Consider the following 18,610-nt stretch of genomic DNA (forward strand, 5'->3'; position numbering starts at 1 on the left):
GGGGTCAGCGGAGGGGCTCAAGTTCGCCTCCGAGCGGGATGTCGCGGAAGGCGCCGTTGTCGACGATGACCGGCTCGACGGCGAACCTGCTGCCCCCCGTGGCCGCACGCCACTGCGCCATGACCAGTGGCTCCGTGGACACGTTCTTCACCGGCCCGGACGTGAAGTCCAGCGGCCCGGCGACGGTGGTGAGCCTGGCCTTGCCGAGGGCGGCCGCCAGTTCCTTGCGGTCCTTGGGGTCGGAGGTCGCCTTCAGAGCGTGGACCGCGACCTCGAAGAGCGCCATGTTGGACCCGATGACCTGGTTCCACTGCTTGCCCGTCGACTTCTCGTAGTCGTCGGCCAGCTGCCGGGCGGTCTGGGCGGTGAGGGTCGACGTGAATGGGAACTGCGGCGACCACCAGAAGCCGGCGCTGAGGCCGTGGCCGAGGGAGCCGAGGGCCTCGATCTGGGACGGGAGGAGACCGGTCTTGGCGATGGACGCGATGCGCGGCCGGTAGCCCTGCTGCCGGGCCTGCTTCCAGAAGGTGGCGAAGTCGGGCGGCAGCGGGAAGGTGTTGAAGATTTCCGCGTCCGCCTGCTTGAACGCCGCTATCTGTGCCGAGTAGTCGTTCGTCCCGTCCTCGTACGCCCCTGGGTCGACGATGGTGAACCCGCTCTTCTTCAGCTGCGGCCCGAGCCCCTGCCGGATCGCCTTGCCGTCGGGGTCGTTGGGCCACATGACGCCGACCCGCCGGTTGGTCTCCACCCCGCCCTTCGTCCACAGGGAGATGTACGCGGCATGGATCTCCGCGACACCTATGAAGAAGTGGTAGGTGTACGCGAAGGGCTTCTCCGGGGTGGCACCGCGGCCGAAGTACCAGGCCTCCCAGGGCACGGCGGTCGACAGACACGGGATCTTGGCCGCCTCGCAGGCGTCGGCGACGGGGTTGACCGTCTCCGGCGTGGAGGTGACGAGCATCAGGTCGATCTTCTCGCTGTTGATCAGGTCGGTCGCGACCTGCGAGGCGGTCTGCGGATTCGACTGACTGTCGCGGTCGACGATCTCGACCGAGTACTTCTTGCCGCCGATCTTCAGCCCGTTCTTGAAGGTGGTCCGCAGTTTCCTCATCAGGAACGCGTTCGGCTCGCCGAATCCCGCGGCCGGGCCCGTGTCGGGCGAGACATAGCCGATCCGGAGCACCGAATCGGTCTGTGCCGAGGACTGCTTGATGCCGCCGCAGGCGGTCAGCAGACCGCCTGCGGTGACCAGACCGGCGGCTCCGGCAGTCCCCCGGAGAACGGATCTTCGGGACAAATCGCCGTTCGCGGGTGCGTTGACGGGTGTGCTCATGAATGCCTCCGGGCACGTCGAGGGAGCGGAAGTGAAGGCGGTGAGGCCGCGGGGGAGCCGTAAGTGAAGGCAGGTGAGGCTGCGAGGGGGCCGGAAGGGGGCGGCTGGAGCCGCCGGGGAAGCCGGAGTCGGCGACAGGAAGAAGTGGCGGGTTCCTTCGTGTCCCGGTAGGGCCGGCAGTGCGCCGGATATCAGGAACCCTGATGATGCCCATGATGATGCAGACGGCGACGCCGGATGGCAAGGGTGTTGCCGAGATGTATCGGGCACGGTCTTCGGGTGCCTTCCGCGCGGCATCTCGCGGACAGGGGAGTTGCCGTGATGCCCTTGACGTGGCCGCGAGGCAGGCGTATCTGTTTCCCAGGTTCCCGGCATCCGCGCAGGACGGACCGGGCTCCACGAACGCTTCGGCCCCTCAACCTCACCCTTCTCTCCTCCCTCGTCCCTCCTCCCTCCTCCCTCCTGTCCCGCACGCACAGCCAGCCGCACTCACGGTGACGCCGAGCCGCGACCTCGCGGCTGCGCTCTCGGCAACGGGCGTCGCCGGAAGGCGCTGACCCGTCGAGGCGCGTTCTCGTCCTGATCGAGAACAACGCGACCGCGGCCTCCGGATCCCCGGCCGCGGCCACCGGCGGCGGTTCTCCACGCCGGAAGGCGGTGCCCTCTCCGGCACACCGAGGAAAGCCGCCATCTCGCCCACCCAAGGGCGACCGGCGCCTGCATGAGCCTGCTGCCCGAAGCGGACCCGGTGATTGCCGAGCCCGCGGCCGGCCTACGCTCCCGCTGACGTGTTCCGTCGGCTCGACGGGCTCTGGTCAGCAGGTCTCGCGGAGGTAGCCGCTCGCGCCCTTGGCCGCGACATCCAGGTCGCGGCGGACAATGCTCAGTCGGCTGCTCCAGCTGGAGCACGCTTTCGACATGCCCTTCGCCGTGTACTCGACCACGAGCACGTTGTTGTCGAACGCCTCCGCGAACTCGCCGCACTCGTTCCACTGGCCGCAATCCTCGACCACGGCGAAGTCCAGGCCCACCGACGCTCGGTCGCGCACGAGTTCCGCGGTGTTCTTCTGGGCGACGGCCAGACCCTTCTCGTGGGCATGTGTCACCAGCAGCTTCATGAGCGCCTCGGCCTGGTCGGCTGTGAGGTATTTCGTAAAGCGGCTGAAGGAGTCGTAGTTGTCAGGCTCGACGGCCTTGTACCCGTTGGCCGCGCACTCGTCGATCCACTTGTTCAGCTTGGCGGCGATGCGCTGCCGCTTGGCGTCCGTGCGGATGTCGAGGACCGCCTCGCCCCAGTCCTTGTCGTAGACGACATCTCCGTTGGCGTCGCGCAGCAGCAGGTCGGAATCCCAGTCACCTTCCGCGTGCTCCTGCGCCTGAAAGGCGTTGATGTTGCAGATGTTGTACGCACCCGGCGCGGCCGGATCCTCGTGGCTGCGACTGACCACCCGCACACCGGTCGACAGGGGGTACGCGCCGCCGATCTGGTAGTCCCACGGCACGTGTTCCGGCGGCAGGACGACCGCGGTGGCGGGCGCGGACGTGGATGTGTGGTCAGTGGGCGCCTGAGAGTCGCCGGTCTGGTGCGACCCGAGTCTTACGGCCGCGATGCTCAGCCCGGTGACGGCCACGGCTGCGGCGAGACCGACGAGGATGTGCCGCCCTCGGCGTCTGTTTCCGGTGCGGGCCCTGTGCGTTCCCCTCGCCCCCGCTGCGGTGGCCGGGTCCCGAGGATCGGAGGGCGGACGGGAAACCTGGAGGTGGGTTTCTGCCGCGTCGACCACTTCGGGCGCGACGGCCGCGTTCGGCACGACTGGTACGACTGGAGCGACTTGCACCTTCGGTGCGTTCGGCGCGACCGGCGCGACCGAATCCGGCAACCCCCGAAGCATCCCCTGCAGTTCGGCGAGTTCGGGCCGGGCGGCCGGGTCCTTGTCCAGGCAGCGTTCGGCGATGCTCCGGAGCGGTTCGGCGACTCCGTCCAGGTCCGGTGTCTCGTACATCACCTGATAGCCCGTCAGATATGGGCTGCTTCCGTCGAACGGACGGTTGCCGGTGGCCGCGTACACCAGCAGCGACCCCAGCGAGAAGACGTCCGAGGCGGTGGTGACGTCCCGCGGTGTGGCGAACTGCTCCGGGGACATGAAGGGCGGGGTGCCGATCAGCCGCCCGGTCACCGTGAGGGCCTCGTTGTCGACGGCGTGCGAGATGCCGAAGTCGATGACACGGGGTCCGTCCTCGGCCATCAGGACGTTGCTGGGCTTCAGGTCACGATGCACGACACCCGCCCGGTGGATGTCCCGCAACGCCTCGACAAGGCCCAGCGCGAGCGTGCGCAACTCGCGTCCGCGCATAGGGCCGTCCTTGGTCACGATGTCCGACAGCGTGCGGCCCGGCACATACAGCGTCGCCATCCACGGCTGTACGGCGTCGGGATCGGCGTCCACGACGGGGGCCGTGAACGCCCCGCTCACCCGGCGGACCGCCGCGATCTCCTGCCGGAAACGCGTCCGGAACTCCTCGTCCTGCGCGTACTGCGCGTGCACGACCTTGACCGCGACCCGCCGCCCCGATTCCGAGTGGCCCAGATAGACGACACCCATGCCGCCACTGCCGAGCCGGTCGACGACCGCATAGCCGCCTATGGACTCCGGATCGCCGGGGCTCAGTGACATCACCGGTCACCTTTCGCCTGTTCAGTGGTTCGAAAAGCCATTGAGGGTGATCAGATTAGTACGAGCTCTTTTCGCCCAGATGGCCTTTGCGAGTTGTCTGAACTTCCATTGCGGGACGAACCGGACGGGTCCCACGGCCTCCGACAGACGCTGAGCCGCTGACGGGAACAGGTCTCACGACACGATCAGGCCGGCTTTCATCTGGCACCGTCTCGAACAGAAGGAGCCGGACCAGACGACTCAAACCACCGTGACCTGCTGCCCCCGGCCCGGGAGCGGACGGCCCAGCGCCAGCCGTGCCACGCGTGGCCAGTCGGCCGCCGCCCCGCCCGCCCGAGGTGTACCGGGGCGACGGCGCGGCACGCGGACCCGCAGCGCCCCGGGCGCGCTGCGGCACACGACGGGTGACGGCAGTACGACGTGTTCTCCGTCGATGCCGACCGGGAGGCTGTCCGTGTCGGTCTCGACGACGACCACCGCGGCGTTCAACCGGATGAGCACCCCGGAGCGCGGACCGCGCACCATGCGCGCCGCCTGAGCGGTGTTGCCGACCCGCACGCACACCACACCGAGGAGCCCCGAGTCCAGCCGCTCCCTGCGCCCCGGTCGGGCCGCGTCGACGGCACGTCCGTAGGGATTGTTGCTGACGAGCAGTGCCTGAAGCCCGTCGACGTACGTCCGGCCGGCCCGCGCGCGCAGCCTCGGCGCGTCCTCGCCGGTGAGGAGCCCGGGGAGGGTGCGCAGGGTCGTGCGGGTCTTGGCGTCCCGGTAGGCGGGGTCGGTGACGACGGACGCGTACGTGCCGAACGAGGCGTTGTTGACGAAGACGCGGTCCGCGGCGTACCCGAGGTCGACACGGAGTTCGACGCCATCGGTCAGGGCCGCGAGGGCGGCTGCCGGATCGTCACGGTCGAGGCCGAGATCGAGGGCGAAGTGATTGCGCGTACCGGCGGGAATCACCGCGAAGGGAACGTCGTGGCACGCCGCGACCTCGGCCACCAGCGCCTGGGTGCCGTCGCCGCCCGCCACCGCCAGCAGGTCGGCCCCCTCGGCGACGGCCTGCCGGGCCAGTTCGGTGACGTCCTGGTGCCGGCCCACGTCGAGCAGGACCACCCGGCAGCCCGCGGCCCGGGCCCTCTCCACCAAATCGAAACGACCCACCTTGCCGTCGCCGGAGCGCGGATTCATGAGGACCCAGGGGGCGTGGGGCGCCCCGACAGCCTGTCCCGAGGCGGTGCGGCCGGCAGGTGCCACGGCCGTACGGGCCGCCATGACGGCCAGCAGCCACAGGCCCAGGGACAGCAAGGCCGGCCCCAGCATGCCGAACGAGGCATACAGGGCGAGGACAGCGACGGGCGCGATCACCGACAGAGCCGCCCCGAGGGCACGGAGCGCACCGGTGTGCGCCAGGGCCCACCACACCCCGACGGCGGCGAGTGCCAGTCCACCGATGCCGGCCAGCGCCCACAGTGCGCTCCGCAGACCGGCGGTGACGAGCGGCACCAGGATGCTGCCCAGCAGGGCGAGCACGGCGAGGCGAGCCCGTACGGCACTGCCCTCGCGTACCGATACGGTCCCTGCCTCGCCGAGTCCGCTCGCGTTCCCTCCGCCGCTGCGTGGTCCCACCTGCCGGCCCTTCTCTCCCGCCTACGCCCTGTGCGACGGGCGCTCCTCGGACAGGTCGAAGAGGTTGTCGCGCTTGACCACACACAGGGCCCAGATGATGAAGCCCGAGATCGTGATCATCACCACGGACCAGACGGGGTAGTACGGCAGCGAGAGGAAGTTGGCGATGATGACGAGTCCGGCGATGACCACGCCGGCGGCGCGCGCCAACACCGAGACCTTGAGCAGTCCGATGCTGACGATCACGGCGAGCGCGCCCAGAACGAGGTGGATCCAGCCCCAGCCGGTCAGGTCCCACTCGAACACGTAGTTGCGCGTCGTGAGGAAGATGTCGTCCTCGGCGATGGCCATGATGCCCCGGAAGATGTTGAGCAGGCCGACGAGGAAGAGCATCACGGCCGCGAAGGCCGTCATCCCGCTTGCCCATTCCTGCTTCGCCGTGTGTGCCGGCCGGGTGTGTGTCGTGGTCATCTTGCGCCTCGATTCGTCGGGTGTGGATGCTCAGCGACCGGAGGTGCCGGCGGTGGAGCCGCCGGGCTCCGACGGGCCGTGGCCGGTCAGGACCAGTTCCTTGGCCCTGCGGAACTCCTCGTCCGTGATGTCGCCGCGGGCGCGGATCTCGGACAGCTTGGCGAGGTCGTCGATGTTGCTGGGCCGGCCCGTGCCGCCCGCGGCCTCCCTGATGTGGGCGTCGAAGGCTTCCTGCTGTGCTCGGGCCTGCGCTATTTCCCGGCGGCCCATGTTCTTGCCGCGGGCGATCACGTAGACGAAGACGCCCAGGAAGGGCAGCAGGATGGTGAACACCAGCCAGCCGGCTTTCGCCCACCCGCTCATCTCGTCGTCGCGGAAGATGTCGACGACGACGCGGAAGAGCAGGACGAACCACATGATCCACAGGAAGAACAGGAGCATGCTCCAGAAGACGCTCAGCAAGGGATAGTCGTACGCCAGGTACGTCTGCGCGCTCATGTCACTTCTCCGTCCCGGGCGCTCGCCCGGTCGCCGTTGCGTGCTGTCTTCAGCGTGGGCACGGTCACGGCCCGGTGGCCTCACCCGACGCGGGTGACCCTGCGGGCGGCTCGGCACCCGAGGGATGCGCTTGCGCGGCAGGATCAGGGTCCGTCCCGCGTACGGCGGGGGACGGAGGCTGTCCGGTACCAGTCGGAGGAGGCGACGTACTGGCCGAGGGCGAGGCCCGAGACGGCCACCAGGAACACGGCGATCAGCCAGGACAGGAACGTGAAGACGGGCCCCAGCGGGCCGAAGTCATGCAGGCTGCGCTCCATGACCGTGGGCGCGAACAGGCCGGCGGCCCAGCTCAGCACGACCGTGCCGGTGCCCGCGAGCAGCGCTCCCGGCAGCAGGTTCCGCCAGCCGATCCTGCCGCTCAGCAGCAGGTGCTGGGACCACCACCACAGCAGAGTCGCCGACAGCACGGACAGCGCCCCGCCGATCACCACGCCGCCGCCGAACCCGCCGCGCAGCGGTGCCTGGACCAGGAGGACGCCCAGCCAGACCAGCAGCCAGAGCAGCCAGCGCCAGAACGCCGCCCGCAAGGGTGCGCGCGGCAGGTGCCAGCACCGCTCGCAGACCGCCTGAAGCGCCCGGCTGAAGGCCGTGGCGGACATCAGAGTCACCACCACGCCCACGGCTCCGGTGGCGTCCCGTGGTGTGCCGGTGGCGGTGAAGGCACGGCGTACCTCGCGGAGCGTGTCACCGCGTACCCCCAGAACCGAACGGAGGGAGTCGGTCAGCAGGTCCTGAACCCCGTGGGGGGCGAACGCCGCGACGGTCATCAGCAGCGGGAGCGCGGTGATGAAGGCCTGCGCGGCCAGCCGCACGGAGCCCTCCACGATGTTGAGCGCCGCCAGGCGGGGAAGCAGCCGGGCCATCGGACCGGTCCGCAGGCTCGTCAGGGCCCGTTCCGCTGCTGTGCGCCTGCGGGACGCCGGGACGGGGCCGGGTTTCCTTTCCATGGCTCACACGGCCGCCGCCCGGTCCTCGTGCCCGGCGGTCGGGCCGGCGGCGGCCGCGAGGACCGCCACCACGATCAGGACGGCCACGGCGATGCCCAGAACGAGCGCCACAGCTCCGGCCGAGGGGTGGTTCCAGAGCAGCAGCGCCAGCGCTCCGGCCGCGATGACGCCACCGGTGGTCCATGCCCGGTGGTCCGTCAGCCAGCGACCGGTGGACCCGGTGCGCACTCCGACGCGGCGCAGCCCCCGGCCGGCGGCCGTGGTGCCCCGATCCGCAGCCGTGCGGACGGCGCGGGCGGGGCGCCCGGGACCGTACAGGTACGCCACCAGTGCCGTGATCACCGCGACGACCAGCAGCGTGCGTGTGCTGTCGCGCAGGAAGCGGACGAACGTGTCGTAGATCGCCGCGGCCGCGTCGCTGGGCAGCGCCGTGGGCGGGACCGAGTCCAGATAGACCCGTCGCGCCACGGCCAGCGCCACGAGCAGCACCACCATCATCACGGCGACACCCGTCGCGGTGACCACCAGCATCGCCCGGTGCGCCGGAGCGGTCCACACGGCGAGCGCGGCGAGTACGACGGTCACGACGGGCAGCCAGGTGCCGAGGATGTCCAGCAGCCGCATCATGTCCTGCGCCTTGCCCAGTTGCTGGGTCTCGAACAGCGTGATCGTCCGGTCGGTGTCCGGGATGGCGGCCGCCTTCTCGAAGCCCGCGTCGACGAGCCGCTGCCGTACCTGGTCGACTATCGCTCCCACGTTCAGCTGGACGGTGTCGCCCTCCGCGCGCAGGGCACCCTCCCTGTCACCCGTGAGCATGTTCACCACCGCTGCGTGCGACCGCCGGTTGGCGCCCTCCCAGACCTGCTGGAAGGCGTCGCTGGTGATCACGCGGGTCACGGTGCGGTCCACGACGGTCCTGACCGCCTCGCGCAGCGGACCCTCAAGGGACTCGGCCCCCGCCACCACGCGGGGCGGTGCCCCGGCGTCCTTGAGAGTCCTGCTGAGCGAGTCCGTCACCGCCTTGACGTCCACGTTGGCCACCACGCGGTCCGTGAGCCGGTTGATCACGGCCTGCTGCACGTGCGGGTCGGACGCCAGCGGCGCGACGGTCTCCACGTACCGGTCGGTGTCGGAGACCGTGTCCTGGACCCAGGCCGCGGCGACGGCCAGGGGCGCGAGCAGCAGGGCCAGCAGGAGGAGGACGGAGGAGCCTGCCTGACGTACCCGCCGGTGGCGCACCGCCGCGTGCCGGCGCAGTCGGTCGTATTCCGCTCGCTCCTCGGCGGTCATGACGTGCTTCTGGTGCGAGTCTCCGCCGGAGTCCGGCGAATCCGGGGTCGCGGCCGGGTTCATGGGTGCTCCTTTCCGTGTGCGCCGCTGCCGTCGTGACGGTCGCCGCTCGGGAGGACGGTGGTCGCCGCTCGGGAGGACGGACGGTCGCCGCTCGGGGGGACGGTGGTCGAGGCGACCGCAGGGTCCGGTGTGTCTGCCGCGCCCGCCCGAGCGGCGAGTGCGGTATCAGGCCGTCTCGGCGGGGGAATCGGCCCCGTAAGGCGCCCCTTTCGGAGTGCGGCCGCCCACGCCAGGGCGACCGCCGCCTCGCCCAGGCCGAGCAGGACGGGCCACAGGCCGAGCAGCCGGGTCAGGGCCCGGACCGACTCGGCCCGCAGCGTGTGCACCACGATCCCCGCGGCGATGCGGGCCCGGGGCGCTGTATGAGGGCGCGGTGTGCGAGGACCTGACCGCTCCAGGGTCACGCCTGTCGCCCGGTGCCGGGGTCACCCACCACGGGTGATCCGCCGGCCCCGCCGAAGCGGTGGAGTGGGTATTCCACGGGCGCCCGGCCCACCGGGCCCACCGGCCCACCGACCCCTCCGCTTCCCGCCCTCCGGCCGGACGGAACCAAGAGACCCGAGATGAGCGATCCGAGCACTGCCCCTACGGACCGCGTCCGGCCCGGGCCGGACGCCCACCGGTGGCGCCGACGGCTCCGCGCCCGCCGGTGGTCGGCGGTCGTCTCGGTCGCCCGCGCCGTGCTCATCGCCGTCGGCCTTGTCACCGCCTACTACCTGCTGCCCCTGGACAAGAGCGGTACGGCCGGCGGTTTGGCGCTGCTTGTGTGCGGCCTGGCGGCGGTGCTGCTGGTGTTCTGGTGGGAGGTGCGGGTCATCGCCCGCTCACCCCACCCGCGCCTGAAGGCCGTGGAGGCACTGGCCGCCACACTGGTGCTGTTCCTGGTCCTCTTCGCCGGCGCCTACTACCTCCTGGACCGCTCCACCCCGGGCTCCTTCAGCGAGCCGCTGACCAGGACGGACGCCTTGTACTTCACACTCACCACCTTCAGCACCGTCGGCTACGGTGACCTCACGGCACACTCCCAGACAGGGCGCGTGCTGACGATGCTGCAGATAGTGGGAGGGCTGCTGCTCGTCAGCATCGCCGTACGGGTGCTGGCGAGCGCGGTCCAGACGGGGCTGCGCCGGCAGCGTCGGGAGCCGTCGGCTCAGCCGCGTTCCGGCACGGACGCCGGGACGCCGGACCGGGAGGCCGGACCATGACCGTACCCAGCGCTTTCACCGCGTCCCTGTCCCTGGCCGAGCGAGCGGCGTACGGCAGGAACGCGCGCAGACGCGCGCCGCGTTCGTGCCACGGCTGGTACGAGACGGCGCAGCGGCGACCCGACCCGATCGAGGTGATAGAGCGTCAGTCCGAGGAGCGGGTACGGGAGTTGGTGCCGATCCGCTACGGCCGCATGCTCGAGTCGCCGTTCCGCTTCTACCGCGGCGCTGCCGCGATCATGGCAGCCGACCTGGCGCCCCTCCCCAGCACCGCGCTGCAGGTGCAGCTGTGCGGGGACGCCCACCCGCTGAACTTCCGGTTGCTCGCCTCGCCGGAGCGCCGCCTGGTCTTCGACATCAACGACTTCGACGAGACCCTGCCCGGGCCCTTCGAATGGGACGTCAAGCGGCTGGCGGCCGGTCTCGTGACGGCGGGGAGGGCGAACGGCTTCTCGCTGAAGGAGCAGAACAGCACCGTGCGGGCCTGCGTGCGGGCCTACCGGGAGCGGATGCGCCAGTTCGCCGGCATGCGCACCCTGGACATCTGGTATGCCCAGGACGACGCCGACCGGCTGCGGGAACTGCTGGCGTCGTCGAACGACAGGTCCAAGTCCCTGGACAGGGAGGCCAGGCGCCGTACCGCCGAGGCCACGGCGCGGGCCCGCACGCGTACGCACCTCCGGGCCTTCGAGAAGCTCACCCGTGTCACGTCCGAGGGCCGGCGCATCGCCCCCGACCCACCGCTGATCACCCCGCTCGGCCAACTGCCGGCCACCGACTCGTCGGAGACCGGGCGGGAGAAGGAACTCCAGACCCTCCTGGACGGGTACGCGCGGACCCTGCCGCCCGAACGCCGGCACCTGTTGCGCCACTACCACCTGGTGGACATGGCCCGGAAGGTGGTCGGCGTCGGCAGCGTCGGTACGCGCTGCTGGGTGCTGCTCCTGCTCGGCAGGGACGACGACGACCCACTGCTGCTGCAGGCCAAGGAGGCCCAGGAGTCGGTACTGGCCGCCCACACGGGCGGCGAACGCTACGACAACCAGGGCCGCCGCGTGGTGACGGGACAACGCCTGATGCAGACGGCCGGCGACATCTTCCTCGGCTGGACGCACGTCGTGGGCCTCGACGGGCAGGGCCGGGACTTCTACGTGCGCCAGCTGTGGGACTGGAAGGGCATCGCGCAGCCCGAGACCATGGGGCCGGGTCTGCTCACCCTCTTCGGCCGGCTGTGCGGGGCGTGCCTGGCACGGGCCCACGCCCGCTCGGGCGATCCCGTCGCCCTCGCCACCTACCTGGGCGGCAGCGACCGCTTCGACCGCGCGCTCACGGAGTTCGCCCAGTCCTACGCCGACCAGAACGAGCGGGACTTCGAGGCGCTGGAAGCCGCCTGCCCCTCCGGCCGGATCAGGGCGGAGAGGCTCTGAGCTGCTGTAGCCCTCGTCGAGTTGCTGTAGCCCTCGTCAAAGCCGATCCGGTCCCGCGCACCATCCGGTCCCGCGCACCGGACGGTCTCGCGCACCGTCCGGTCCCGGCCACCGACCCGGTCCCGTCACTCCGGCAGCTGCCGCATCTCCATGACACGCAGTCCCAGTGACTGGCAACGTGCCAGCAGCCCGTACAGGTGTGCTTCGTCCACGACGGGGCCGAACAGGACGGTCTGGCCGGACATCACCACGTGGCCCAGCTCCGGAAAGGCTTTGGCCAGCGTTTCCGACAGGTGTCCCTCGACTCGGATCTCGTAGCGCACGAGCTGTCCTCCCGTGGACTGCCTGGACAGGCGGACGGTGCCCTTCACTGCGATCGTGCGCCTCCGCGCTTCCTCGGTCCTCACCCCGTACAGGTGACCCGTGGCCCGGCGACGGCCACCACGGATCAACGTGTTCTCAACGCGTCCTCAGTGCGTAAGAACGATCTTGAAGGAGATGATCAGCAGGCCGAGCAGCAGGTTGACCGACGCGGTGGCGGCCAGAAGCCGCCGCGAAGCACCGGCGCGGCGTGCCGCCGCCATGGACCAGCCCACCTGTCCGGCCACGGCGACCGAGAGAGCCAGCCAGAGGGCACCGAGCACGTCCAGGCCCAGGAGCGGGCTGACGGCCACCGCGGCGGCCGGCGGGACGGCGGCCTTGACGATCGGCCATTCGTCGCGGCAGACGTGCAGCACGACCCGGCGGTCCGGAGCCTGTCGCGCCAGGCGCGCCCCGAACAGCTGGGCATGCACGTGCGCGATCCAGAACACCACGCCGGTGAGCAACAGCAGCAGTACCAGCTCGGTGCGCGGGAACGAGCCCAGCGAGCCGGCGCCGATCACCACGGACGCCGCGAGCATGGATCCGTACACGCCGCCCGTGTAGTCCGCGTGGGCCCGGCGCTCTGAACGGCGCTCCGCGCGGGCCGTGGCCGGGCCGGTCCGGACTCTGGTCCTGGGCATCGGTGACTCCCTCCGGACTCAACGCGTCGATCCGGTCACTCCGGCGGGAGGGTCGGCGTCCGGCTGCCGCTGCCGGCTGTCCCGGGCAGTCGGCAGGTGTGGTGTGACCAGGAAACTGGCCAGCGCGATGCCGCCGGTGGCCAGGATCGCCGCCTTCAGGCCGTCCAGCTGCGCGGAGGCGTAGGAATCCGCGACGGCGTCGACCTCGGACGGTGGCAACCCGGCACGCTCCGCCGCCGAGCGCATCTGATCGGTGGGGACGAAGGTGATCCCGGCCTCGAGAGCGACACCGACCTGCTCACGGGTCTCAGCGGACAGCTGCGGGTTGTCCGCCACCTGCGAGGTGAAGGCGTGGGCCAGCGCACCGATGAGGATCGACCCGATGAGAGCGGTGCCCAGCGCGGAGCCCAGATTCTGTGCCGTGAACTGGAGTCCTCCGGCCTCACTGCGTTCCTCCTCGCCGACGCCGGACTGCACGACGTTGCCCAGCTGCGAGGCGAGCAGACCGACGCCCACGCCCAGCAGGGCCATGGCTCCGGCGAACTGCGCGTCGTCGATGACCGGGTCGATGGTGGCCAGCAGCCACACGATGGCCGCCGCCAGGGTCGCCAGGGCGAGCCGGACCACCCTGCGCGGCCCCCACACCCGCCCCAGCGAGGACGCGGAAAGCGAGGTCACCAGCATGGTGGCGGACACCGGGAGCAGGCGCAGCCCCGTCTCGAAGGCGTCGAACCCCTGAACCACCTGCAGGTACAGCGGGATGGTGAAGAACAGCCCCAGCAGGATGAGGTTCTGGCTCAGCAGCGTCAGCAGGCCGGACCGCAGTACGGGCCTGCCCAGCAGGGACAGGTGTACGAGGGGGTCGGCGCCCGCGTCCTCCCGCCGCCGCTCCCAGTACCGGAAGACGGCCAGGACGGCCGCCCCGGCGCCGACGACGAACAGCGTCGGGGCGAAGCCGAAGACAGTGAAGGGAGGATTGCGGGGCTGCACCCATCCCCAGGTGCTGCTCTGCAGCACCCCGAGGACGCCCAGCCCCAGTCCGGCCGCGGAGAGCACCGCACCGACCCCGTCCAGCCGGGGGCGCGGGCCGCTCGGAGCCGGCGTCGCGATCACCCGGCGGCACAGCAGGACGGCCACGACGACCACGACCTCGCCGGCGAAGACCAGCCGCCAGGTCAGGTACGTCGTCACCCAGCCGCCCAGCAGCGGGCCGACCGCGATGCCCGCGCCGGCGAGCCCGCCGATGACCGCGTAGGCGACGGCCCGGTCCCGCCCGCGGTACGACTCCGCGACGAGGGCGGCCATGGCGGGCAGCACCATGGCGGCTCCGAGTCCCTCGATGACGGACCAGCCCAGCGTGAGGACCCACAGCGTGGGGGCCACGGCGGTCAGGGCCGACCCCACGCCGTAGACGATCAGCCCCAGCAGGAACATGCGGCGACGCCCCAGGATGTCCCCGAACCTGCCGCCGATGACCATGAACGCCGCCATGACCAGCGCGTACAGGGTGATGACGGCCTGGATGGCGGTGACCTCCGTGTCGAAGTCCTCGACCAGCTGACTGATGGACACGTTCATCACGGAGGTGTCCAGGACCATCAGGAACTGGGCCGTACCGAGGACGATCAGAGCCCGCCACCGCTTCACGCTGTCCACCTCGCCGAGTCGTCCGCCGTCCGCCCCAGTACGCCGACGGAGTCGGCCGGGCACTGGCCGGTACACGCCCCCGCCGCTCCCGACCATCGCAACCGAAGCGGGCGCCTCGTGCCTCACCCGCCACGGGGGAACGACAGCGCCTCTGTGATGTCCTGAGGGTGGGGAGGCGGCATTCCTGTGGCGTCCTGCGGGTGGGGAGGCGGCATTCCCGTGACGTCCTGCTGGTGGGGAGGGTGGGCGCCGGACGCTCTCGTCGACGCGCGACTCAAAGCAGTCTCAGGTCGCGCGCGCGGCGCACCGCGTCGCCTCGCCGGTTCACCGCCAGCTTCCGGTAGACGCTCTTGAGGTGCGTCTTCACCGTGTTCACCGACACGTAGAGGTCGGCGGCGATCTCCTCCGTCGACATCATCCGGGCCAGCCGCTCCAGGACGTCGCGCTCGCGACCGCTCAGCTCCACCGCGACGAGCGGCGGGGGAATCGACTCCGGCCGGGGCTGCCCACCGTGTCGTGGCGGGCCGGGCGTGAGCCAACCCGCTGCCAGCTCGTGGAGCGGAGCCGTGGCCAGGAGGGGCCGGATCCACGCTCCCGCGTCGAGGAACGGACGCCGCAGCCGCTCCCGCCGAGCATCGAGGAGCGCCTGGGCCACGAGCCTGCGGGCGGTGGCGGTGTCGCCCGCCCCCTCCGCGGCCCGAGCCCGCACCAGCGCTGCCCGCACGGTCACCGCCGGCCCGGCCGGACCTCCGGTGCGGATGCTGTCGAGCAGGTCCATGGCCGCCCCGGTGCGACCTGCGGCGACGTGGATCGCCGCGGCCTCCACCGCACACGCCGGCTGGTCGGCGGACACACCCTGGAGCACCTCGGCGGCTTCGTCCGGGCGTCCTTCGGCCAGGTGGGCGGCGGAGGCGACGAGCGCTTCGTTGCCCGCCGCCCAGGGTGAGGCCACGGCGGCGGAGACGGCCGGGTCCGCCGCCTCGACGGCGGCGCGTGCCCTGCCCTTCACCAGCAGGAGACGAGCTGTGGCGAGGGCTCGTCCCGCCGCCATCACCGGATCACGCGTTCCCGACAGGAGTCGGGCCGTCTCGTCGAGGAGGGCTTGGGCCCGGCCCAGTTCATGGCGGTCGACGGCCACGGCGGCCAGGACCAGCTTTCCGATGCCGGAGCCGGACGGCTGGGGAAGACCGACCCGCTCCGCCTCGGACACCGCCGCCAGGACCTTGCGCTCCGCCCGGCCGGGCCAGCCGTTCAGATAGTCGAGCAAGGCCAGGTGTTCCATCGAGTCCTCCCGGGGCAGCGCGGTGGAGGCCCCGCCGGGAGCGCCGGCCGCCATGGTCAGGGCGGCGCGCGCGTCCTCGAAGCGCCCGGCCCACAGGCGGGCCGAGCCCAGATGGGTCAGCAGGAGAGCGGTGAGTTCCGGATGACTGTCCAGCAGGTGTGCCGGGACTTCGTGCCGCAGCTCGTCGGCCGCTTCGGCGGCCCTTTCGGCCTGCGAGGGACATCCGGTCAGACGGGCGGCCAGTGCCTCGAGGAGCGCACAGCTCAGCCGGACGGCCGCCGACTCGGGCGCCGCATCGGGCGCGGCGTCGGCCAGATGCTCCTTCACGTGGCGCAGGCGGGTCAGTCCGCGGTCGACGTCGTACCGGGACAGGTCGCGGGCCGCGTGCACGAGGCCCGTCGCTGGACTCCTGGCCTCAGACCCCATGTGGGAGAACAACTCGGCCAGGTCACCCGAGCGCAGGCCGGTGAAGAACTGTCCGATCGCCAGGTCGTCGACGAGCGCGCCGGCGGCGAGATTCCAGTCGCCGGCGGCGGCGCCGTGGGCGAGTGTCTCCGGCAGGAATCCGCAACGGCGCAGCCACCGCGCGGCCCGCAGATGGAGTTCGGGCTCCAGGCCGGGCAGGCGCTCGCGCAGATGGGCCCGGAGTATCTCCCCGAACAGCGGGTGGAGCTGGTACCACGAGTGCCCGAGGTGCTCGACGAACGCGTTGTCGCGGTGCAGCCCGGCGAGGATCGGCCCGGCATCGGTCCGGAGGGTCAGCGCGTTGGCCAGATCGGGACAGAAACGCTCCAGGACGCTGACACGCAGCAGGAGACCCTGGGTCTCCTCCGGCTGTCCTTTGAGGACCTCGGCCAGCAGGAAGTCCGCGACCGTACTGCGGTCCGCTTCGAACTCCTTCAGGTAGAGCTCCGGGTCGGCGCTCTCCAGAGCGGCCAGGGCGGACAGGCGCAGTCCGGCGGCCCAGCCCCGGGTGCGGTCCACCAGGGCGCCCGCGGCGTGGACCGGCAGGCTCAGTCCGTGCAGTTCGAGGAGTACGACGGCCTCTTCCGGCGTGAAGGCCAGCTCGGCGGCACGGATCTCCGTCAGCTCGCCGGCCGCCCGGTAACGGTGCAACGGAAGCAGCGGTTCGGTGCGGGTGACGAGGACCAGGCGCAACCCCCTCCCGGCATGGCGCAGGACGAAATCCAGCTGCTCCGCGACCTCGGGAGCGGTCACGCGGTCGTACTCGTCGAGCACCAGGACCACGGGCCGGTCGCGGTCGTTCAGTTCGGCGGCGAGCGCCGCCAGCAGCTTGTGGTCCACCCCGGTCGCGTCCGCGGGGGCACCGACCACGTCGGACGCCGACGCACCGCAGGCGCGCAGTGCCTCAAGGACGTACGCCCAGAACACGCCGGGACGCCGGTCCCCCACTTCGACGGTGAGCCAGGCGACCGGCGGCCGCAGCCCGTCGGCCCAGTCGGCGGCCAGCAGGGTCTTGCCGGCCCCGGCCGCCCCGTTGACCAGTGTCAACGGCGTGCCGAGAGCCTGGTCGAGGTGCTGGACGAGCCGCTGCCGCCGCAGGAACGTGGCGGGCCTCGCGGGGACGGCGAACCGGGTGCGCAGAAACGGGTCTCCCAGCGGATCGGCACACGGAACAGGCGGAACGGACGGAACAGACGCAACGATCGGAATCGAAGGAGTCGGTCCTCGGGCGTTCTCATAGGTCTCGGCCACGCCGCTCACCATCCCCGTCCGTCAGGGCCACGTCACGGGCAGCGCTCCCTCACCCAGCATCCCAGCCTTCCTGCCCCGCCGCGCGGGCACACCGCGCCACTGGCTCGTTCACCAGCCCTTATGCACCTGCCGCCGGGACTGGTCCATGGGGCCCCACCAGGAGTACGGCAACGTTTTCCGCTCGCTGCTTCAACAGCGCCTGGCGGAGCCGCCCGCAGATGCCGCGCTCGCGCCGGCCCGGACGCACCCTCACCTCGGACACGGCGTCCGTGGGGGTGTGGCCGTTGTTCGGCTCGTAGCCCATGGAGCGCCGCCACGCGCGGCGTCGATGGCGGCGATGCGCTGTCCACCACCAGCTTGGAAGATCGCGTATGCGGGTGGGTGCCGGCCTCGGTTCACCGACGAGGAGTTCCGCTATGCCTGGCTGATCAGCACTCCGACAGCGCACAGGACGAATGCAAGCCACATCAGGCTCTTCTTCCCGTTGCGGCTGGAAGCCTGCCGCTGGAATTCCCGCACACTGAGCAAGGCACCACAGAGCAGGAGAGCGCCGGCAACGACACGTCTGATCACCTGCATGGACACTCACTCAATCCTTCACCGAGGCCTGCGGCGCTCACGGTACAGGCCGGTGTCAATCCGCATCCGCTTCCGGGGTCAGCGGGGCGTTACGGTGGGACGCGGGGCGTTACGGTGGGACAACGAGGGCCTCCTGGCTGCCGGTTGTAGATGTCGCAATCCACACCGAACCACCAACGTCCCGGGACAGCGCACCTAGGGCCTTGCCCACCGCCGCAGCTTCGCGGTGATGCGCTCCTTCGAGAGTCGGGTCCCTGCGGTCTCGCTCGGGCTTGTCATGAACGCCGTGATCGGTGTCCATCGCTTGCGCCCCGTGCCAGTCGTCCACCTGATGGCAGGGAAGTCCGAGACCGCGGTGATGTGCTCTCTCATGATCACTCGCGTGCGCAAGTAGCCACGGATCGTCGCCTTATCGCTGTCGCAGGTGACACCGAGTCGATATCCCCGGACAGCGATGAACACCAACCCGATCACGGCGCCCCAAGCCACGAGCCGCTGGGACCCGTCACTGGCTTGAGTCCCATAAGCAACGCCCACAACTGCCGGGATGGCTCCGAGGCCGCTGTTCGCGAGCCGGTTCAACGTCGACGGCGACAACTCCATGACGCTCCTCGTCCGTACCGCGTGCCGGCGAGCCTACAGAGAGCGGGCCGCCAGCATTGCGAGAGCACCGGTTTGGAAGATCGCGTATGCAGATGGGGCCTGAGCTGGGACTCCAGTGACCTGGGCTTTGTCGCTGCCGTGGCCGTGATTCCCCGCTGTTCCCTTCGGTTCCCCGCGCTTCGGG

The 18,610-nt window shown here is 70.9% G+C and carries 13 protein-coding genes and 1 pseudogene; 2 read left to right on the forward strand and 12 right to left on the reverse strand.

Annotation, left to right across the window (positions count from 1 at the left end; genetic code table 11):
- Positions 1 to 4: 4 nt before the first annotated feature.
- The 8 genes and pseudogenes from ACIBK3_RS35620 to ACIBK3_RS35655 form a co-directional block, all read right to left on the reverse strand.
- On the reverse strand, positions 5 to 1,333 hold the full coding sequence (locus ACIBK3_RS35620; protein ID WP_399371790.1) for an ABC transporter substrate-binding protein: 1,329 nt from the start codon (positions 1,331 to 1,333) through the stop codon (positions 5 to 7).
- An 815-nt stretch (positions 1,334 to 2,148) separates the two neighbouring features.
- The gene (locus tag ACIBK3_RS35625) at positions 2,149 to 4,008 is read right to left on the reverse strand and encodes an endo alpha-1,4 polygalactosaminidase (protein WP_399371792.1); all 1,860 of its coding nucleotides are present in this window, start codon (positions 4,006 to 4,008) and stop codon (positions 2,149 to 2,151) included.
- 240 nt (positions 4,009 to 4,248) lie between these two features.
- Positions 4,249 to 5,511 carry a diacylglycerol/lipid kinase family protein gene (locus ACIBK3_RS35630; protein ID WP_399372016.1) on the reverse strand — a complete coding sequence of 421 codons (1,263 nt, stop codon included), beginning with the start codon at positions 5,509 to 5,511 and terminating at the stop codon, positions 4,249 to 4,251.
- A gap of 144 nt (positions 5,512 to 5,655) precedes the next feature.
- The gene (locus ACIBK3_RS35635) at positions 5,656 to 6,105 is read right to left on the reverse strand and encodes a hypothetical protein (protein WP_399371793.1); all 450 of its coding nucleotides are present in this window, start codon (positions 6,103 to 6,105) and stop codon (positions 5,656 to 5,658) included.
- A 30-nt stretch (positions 6,106 to 6,135) separates the two neighbouring features.
- A complete protein-coding gene (locus ACIBK3_RS35640) occupies positions 6,136 to 6,603 on the reverse strand; it encodes an SHOCT domain-containing protein (RefSeq protein WP_399371795.1) in 468 nt (155 codons plus the stop codon).
- A 143-nt stretch (positions 6,604 to 6,746) separates the two neighbouring features.
- A complete protein-coding gene (locus tag ACIBK3_RS35645; RefSeq protein ID WP_399371797.1) occupies positions 6,747 to 7,610 on the reverse strand; it encodes a YhjD/YihY/BrkB family envelope integrity protein in 864 nt (287 codons plus the stop codon).
- Between the two features lie 3 nt (positions 7,611 to 7,613).
- A complete protein-coding gene (locus ACIBK3_RS35650; protein WP_399371798.1) occupies positions 7,614 to 8,963 on the reverse strand; it encodes a hypothetical protein in 1,350 nt (449 codons plus the stop codon).
- Positions 8,964 to 9,142: 179 nt separating this feature from the next.
- Positions 9,143 to 9,307: pseudogene (locus ACIBK3_RS35655) on the reverse strand (HdeD family acid-resistance protein); the annotation flags it as partial.
- Between the two features lie 219 nt (positions 9,308 to 9,526).
- On the opposite strand from ACIBK3_RS35655, the gene ACIBK3_RS35660 reads away from it, so the two are divergent.
- On the forward strand, positions 9,527 to 10,168 hold the full coding sequence (locus ACIBK3_RS35660) for a potassium channel family protein (protein WP_399371799.1): 642 nt from the start codon (positions 9,527 to 9,529) through the stop codon (positions 10,166 to 10,168).
- Positions 10,165 to 11,595: a DUF2252 domain-containing protein gene (locus tag ACIBK3_RS35665; protein ID WP_399371800.1), complete on the forward strand. Its 1,431-nt coding sequence runs from the start codon at positions 10,165 to 10,167 to the stop codon at positions 11,593 to 11,595. Before ACIBK3_RS35660 ends, ACIBK3_RS35665 begins: the two co-directional genes overlap by 4 nt.
- 125 nt (positions 11,596 to 11,720) lie before the next feature.
- On the opposite strand, the gene ACIBK3_RS35670 is transcribed toward ACIBK3_RS35665, so the two are convergent.
- From ACIBK3_RS35670 to ACIBK3_RS35685, 4 genes are all read right to left on the reverse strand, one after another.
- Positions 11,721 to 11,918, reverse strand: coding sequence for a hypothetical protein (locus tag ACIBK3_RS35670; RefSeq protein WP_069925412.1), 198 nt, complete (start codon positions 11,916 to 11,918; stop codon positions 11,721 to 11,723).
- Positions 11,919 to 12,065: 147 nt separating this feature from the next.
- Positions 12,066 to 12,599 (reverse strand): hypothetical protein, encoded by a 534-nt coding sequence (locus ACIBK3_RS35675; RefSeq protein ID WP_399371802.1) that lies wholly within the window; start codon positions 12,597 to 12,599, stop codon positions 12,066 to 12,068.
- An 18-nt stretch (positions 12,600 to 12,617) separates the two neighbouring features.
- The gene (locus ACIBK3_RS35680; protein WP_399371804.1) at positions 12,618 to 14,246 is read right to left on the reverse strand and encodes an MFS transporter; all 1,629 of its coding nucleotides are present in this window, start codon (positions 14,244 to 14,246) and stop codon (positions 12,618 to 12,620) included.
- Between the two features lie 274 nt (positions 14,247 to 14,520).
- A complete protein-coding gene (locus ACIBK3_RS35685; RefSeq protein ID WP_399371806.1) occupies positions 14,521 to 17,244 on the reverse strand; it encodes a LuxR C-terminal-related transcriptional regulator in 2,724 nt (907 codons plus the stop codon).
- Between the last annotated feature and the right edge of the window lie 1,366 nt (positions 17,245 to 18,610).

It is taken from the genome of Streptomyces sp. NPDC050287, assembly GCF_044459385.1.
Classification (GTDB): Bacteria; Actinomycetota; Actinomycetes; order Streptomycetales; family Streptomycetaceae; genus Streptomyces.

Coding starts and splice junctions, on each gene's coding strand:
- ACIBK3_RS35620 (WP_399371790.1), bottom strand. CDS start 1,333: ATGAGCACACCCGTCAACGCACCCGCGAACGGCGATTTGTCCCGAAGA.
- ACIBK3_RS35625 (WP_399371792.1), bottom strand. CDS start 4,008: ATGTCACTGAGCCCCGGCGATCCGGAGTCCATAGGCGGCTATGCGGTC.
- ACIBK3_RS35635 (WP_399371793.1), bottom strand. CDS start 6,105: ATGACCACGACACACACCCGGCCGGCACACACGGCGAAGCAGGAATGG.
- ACIBK3_RS35640 (WP_399371795.1), bottom strand. CDS start 6,603: ATGAGCGCGCAGACGTACCTGGCGTACGACTATCCCTTGCTGAGCGTC.
- ACIBK3_RS35645 (WP_399371797.1), bottom strand. CDS start 7,610: ATGGAAAGGAAACCCGGCCCCGTCCCGGCGTCCCGCAGGCGCACAGCA.
- ACIBK3_RS35650 (WP_399371798.1), bottom strand. CDS start 8,963: ATGAACCCGGCCGCGACCCCGGATTCGCCGGACTCCGGCGGAGACTCG.
- ACIBK3_RS35660 (WP_399371799.1), top strand. CDS start 9,527: ATGAGCGATCCGAGCACTGCCCCTACGGACCGCGTCCGGCCCGGGCCG.
- ACIBK3_RS35665 (WP_399371800.1), top strand. CDS start 10,165: ATGACCGTACCCAGCGCTTTCACCGCGTCCCTGTCCCTGGCCGAGCGA.
- ACIBK3_RS35675 (WP_399371802.1), bottom strand. CDS start 12,599: ATGCCCAGGACCAGAGTCCGGACCGGCCCGGCCACGGCCCGCGCGGAG.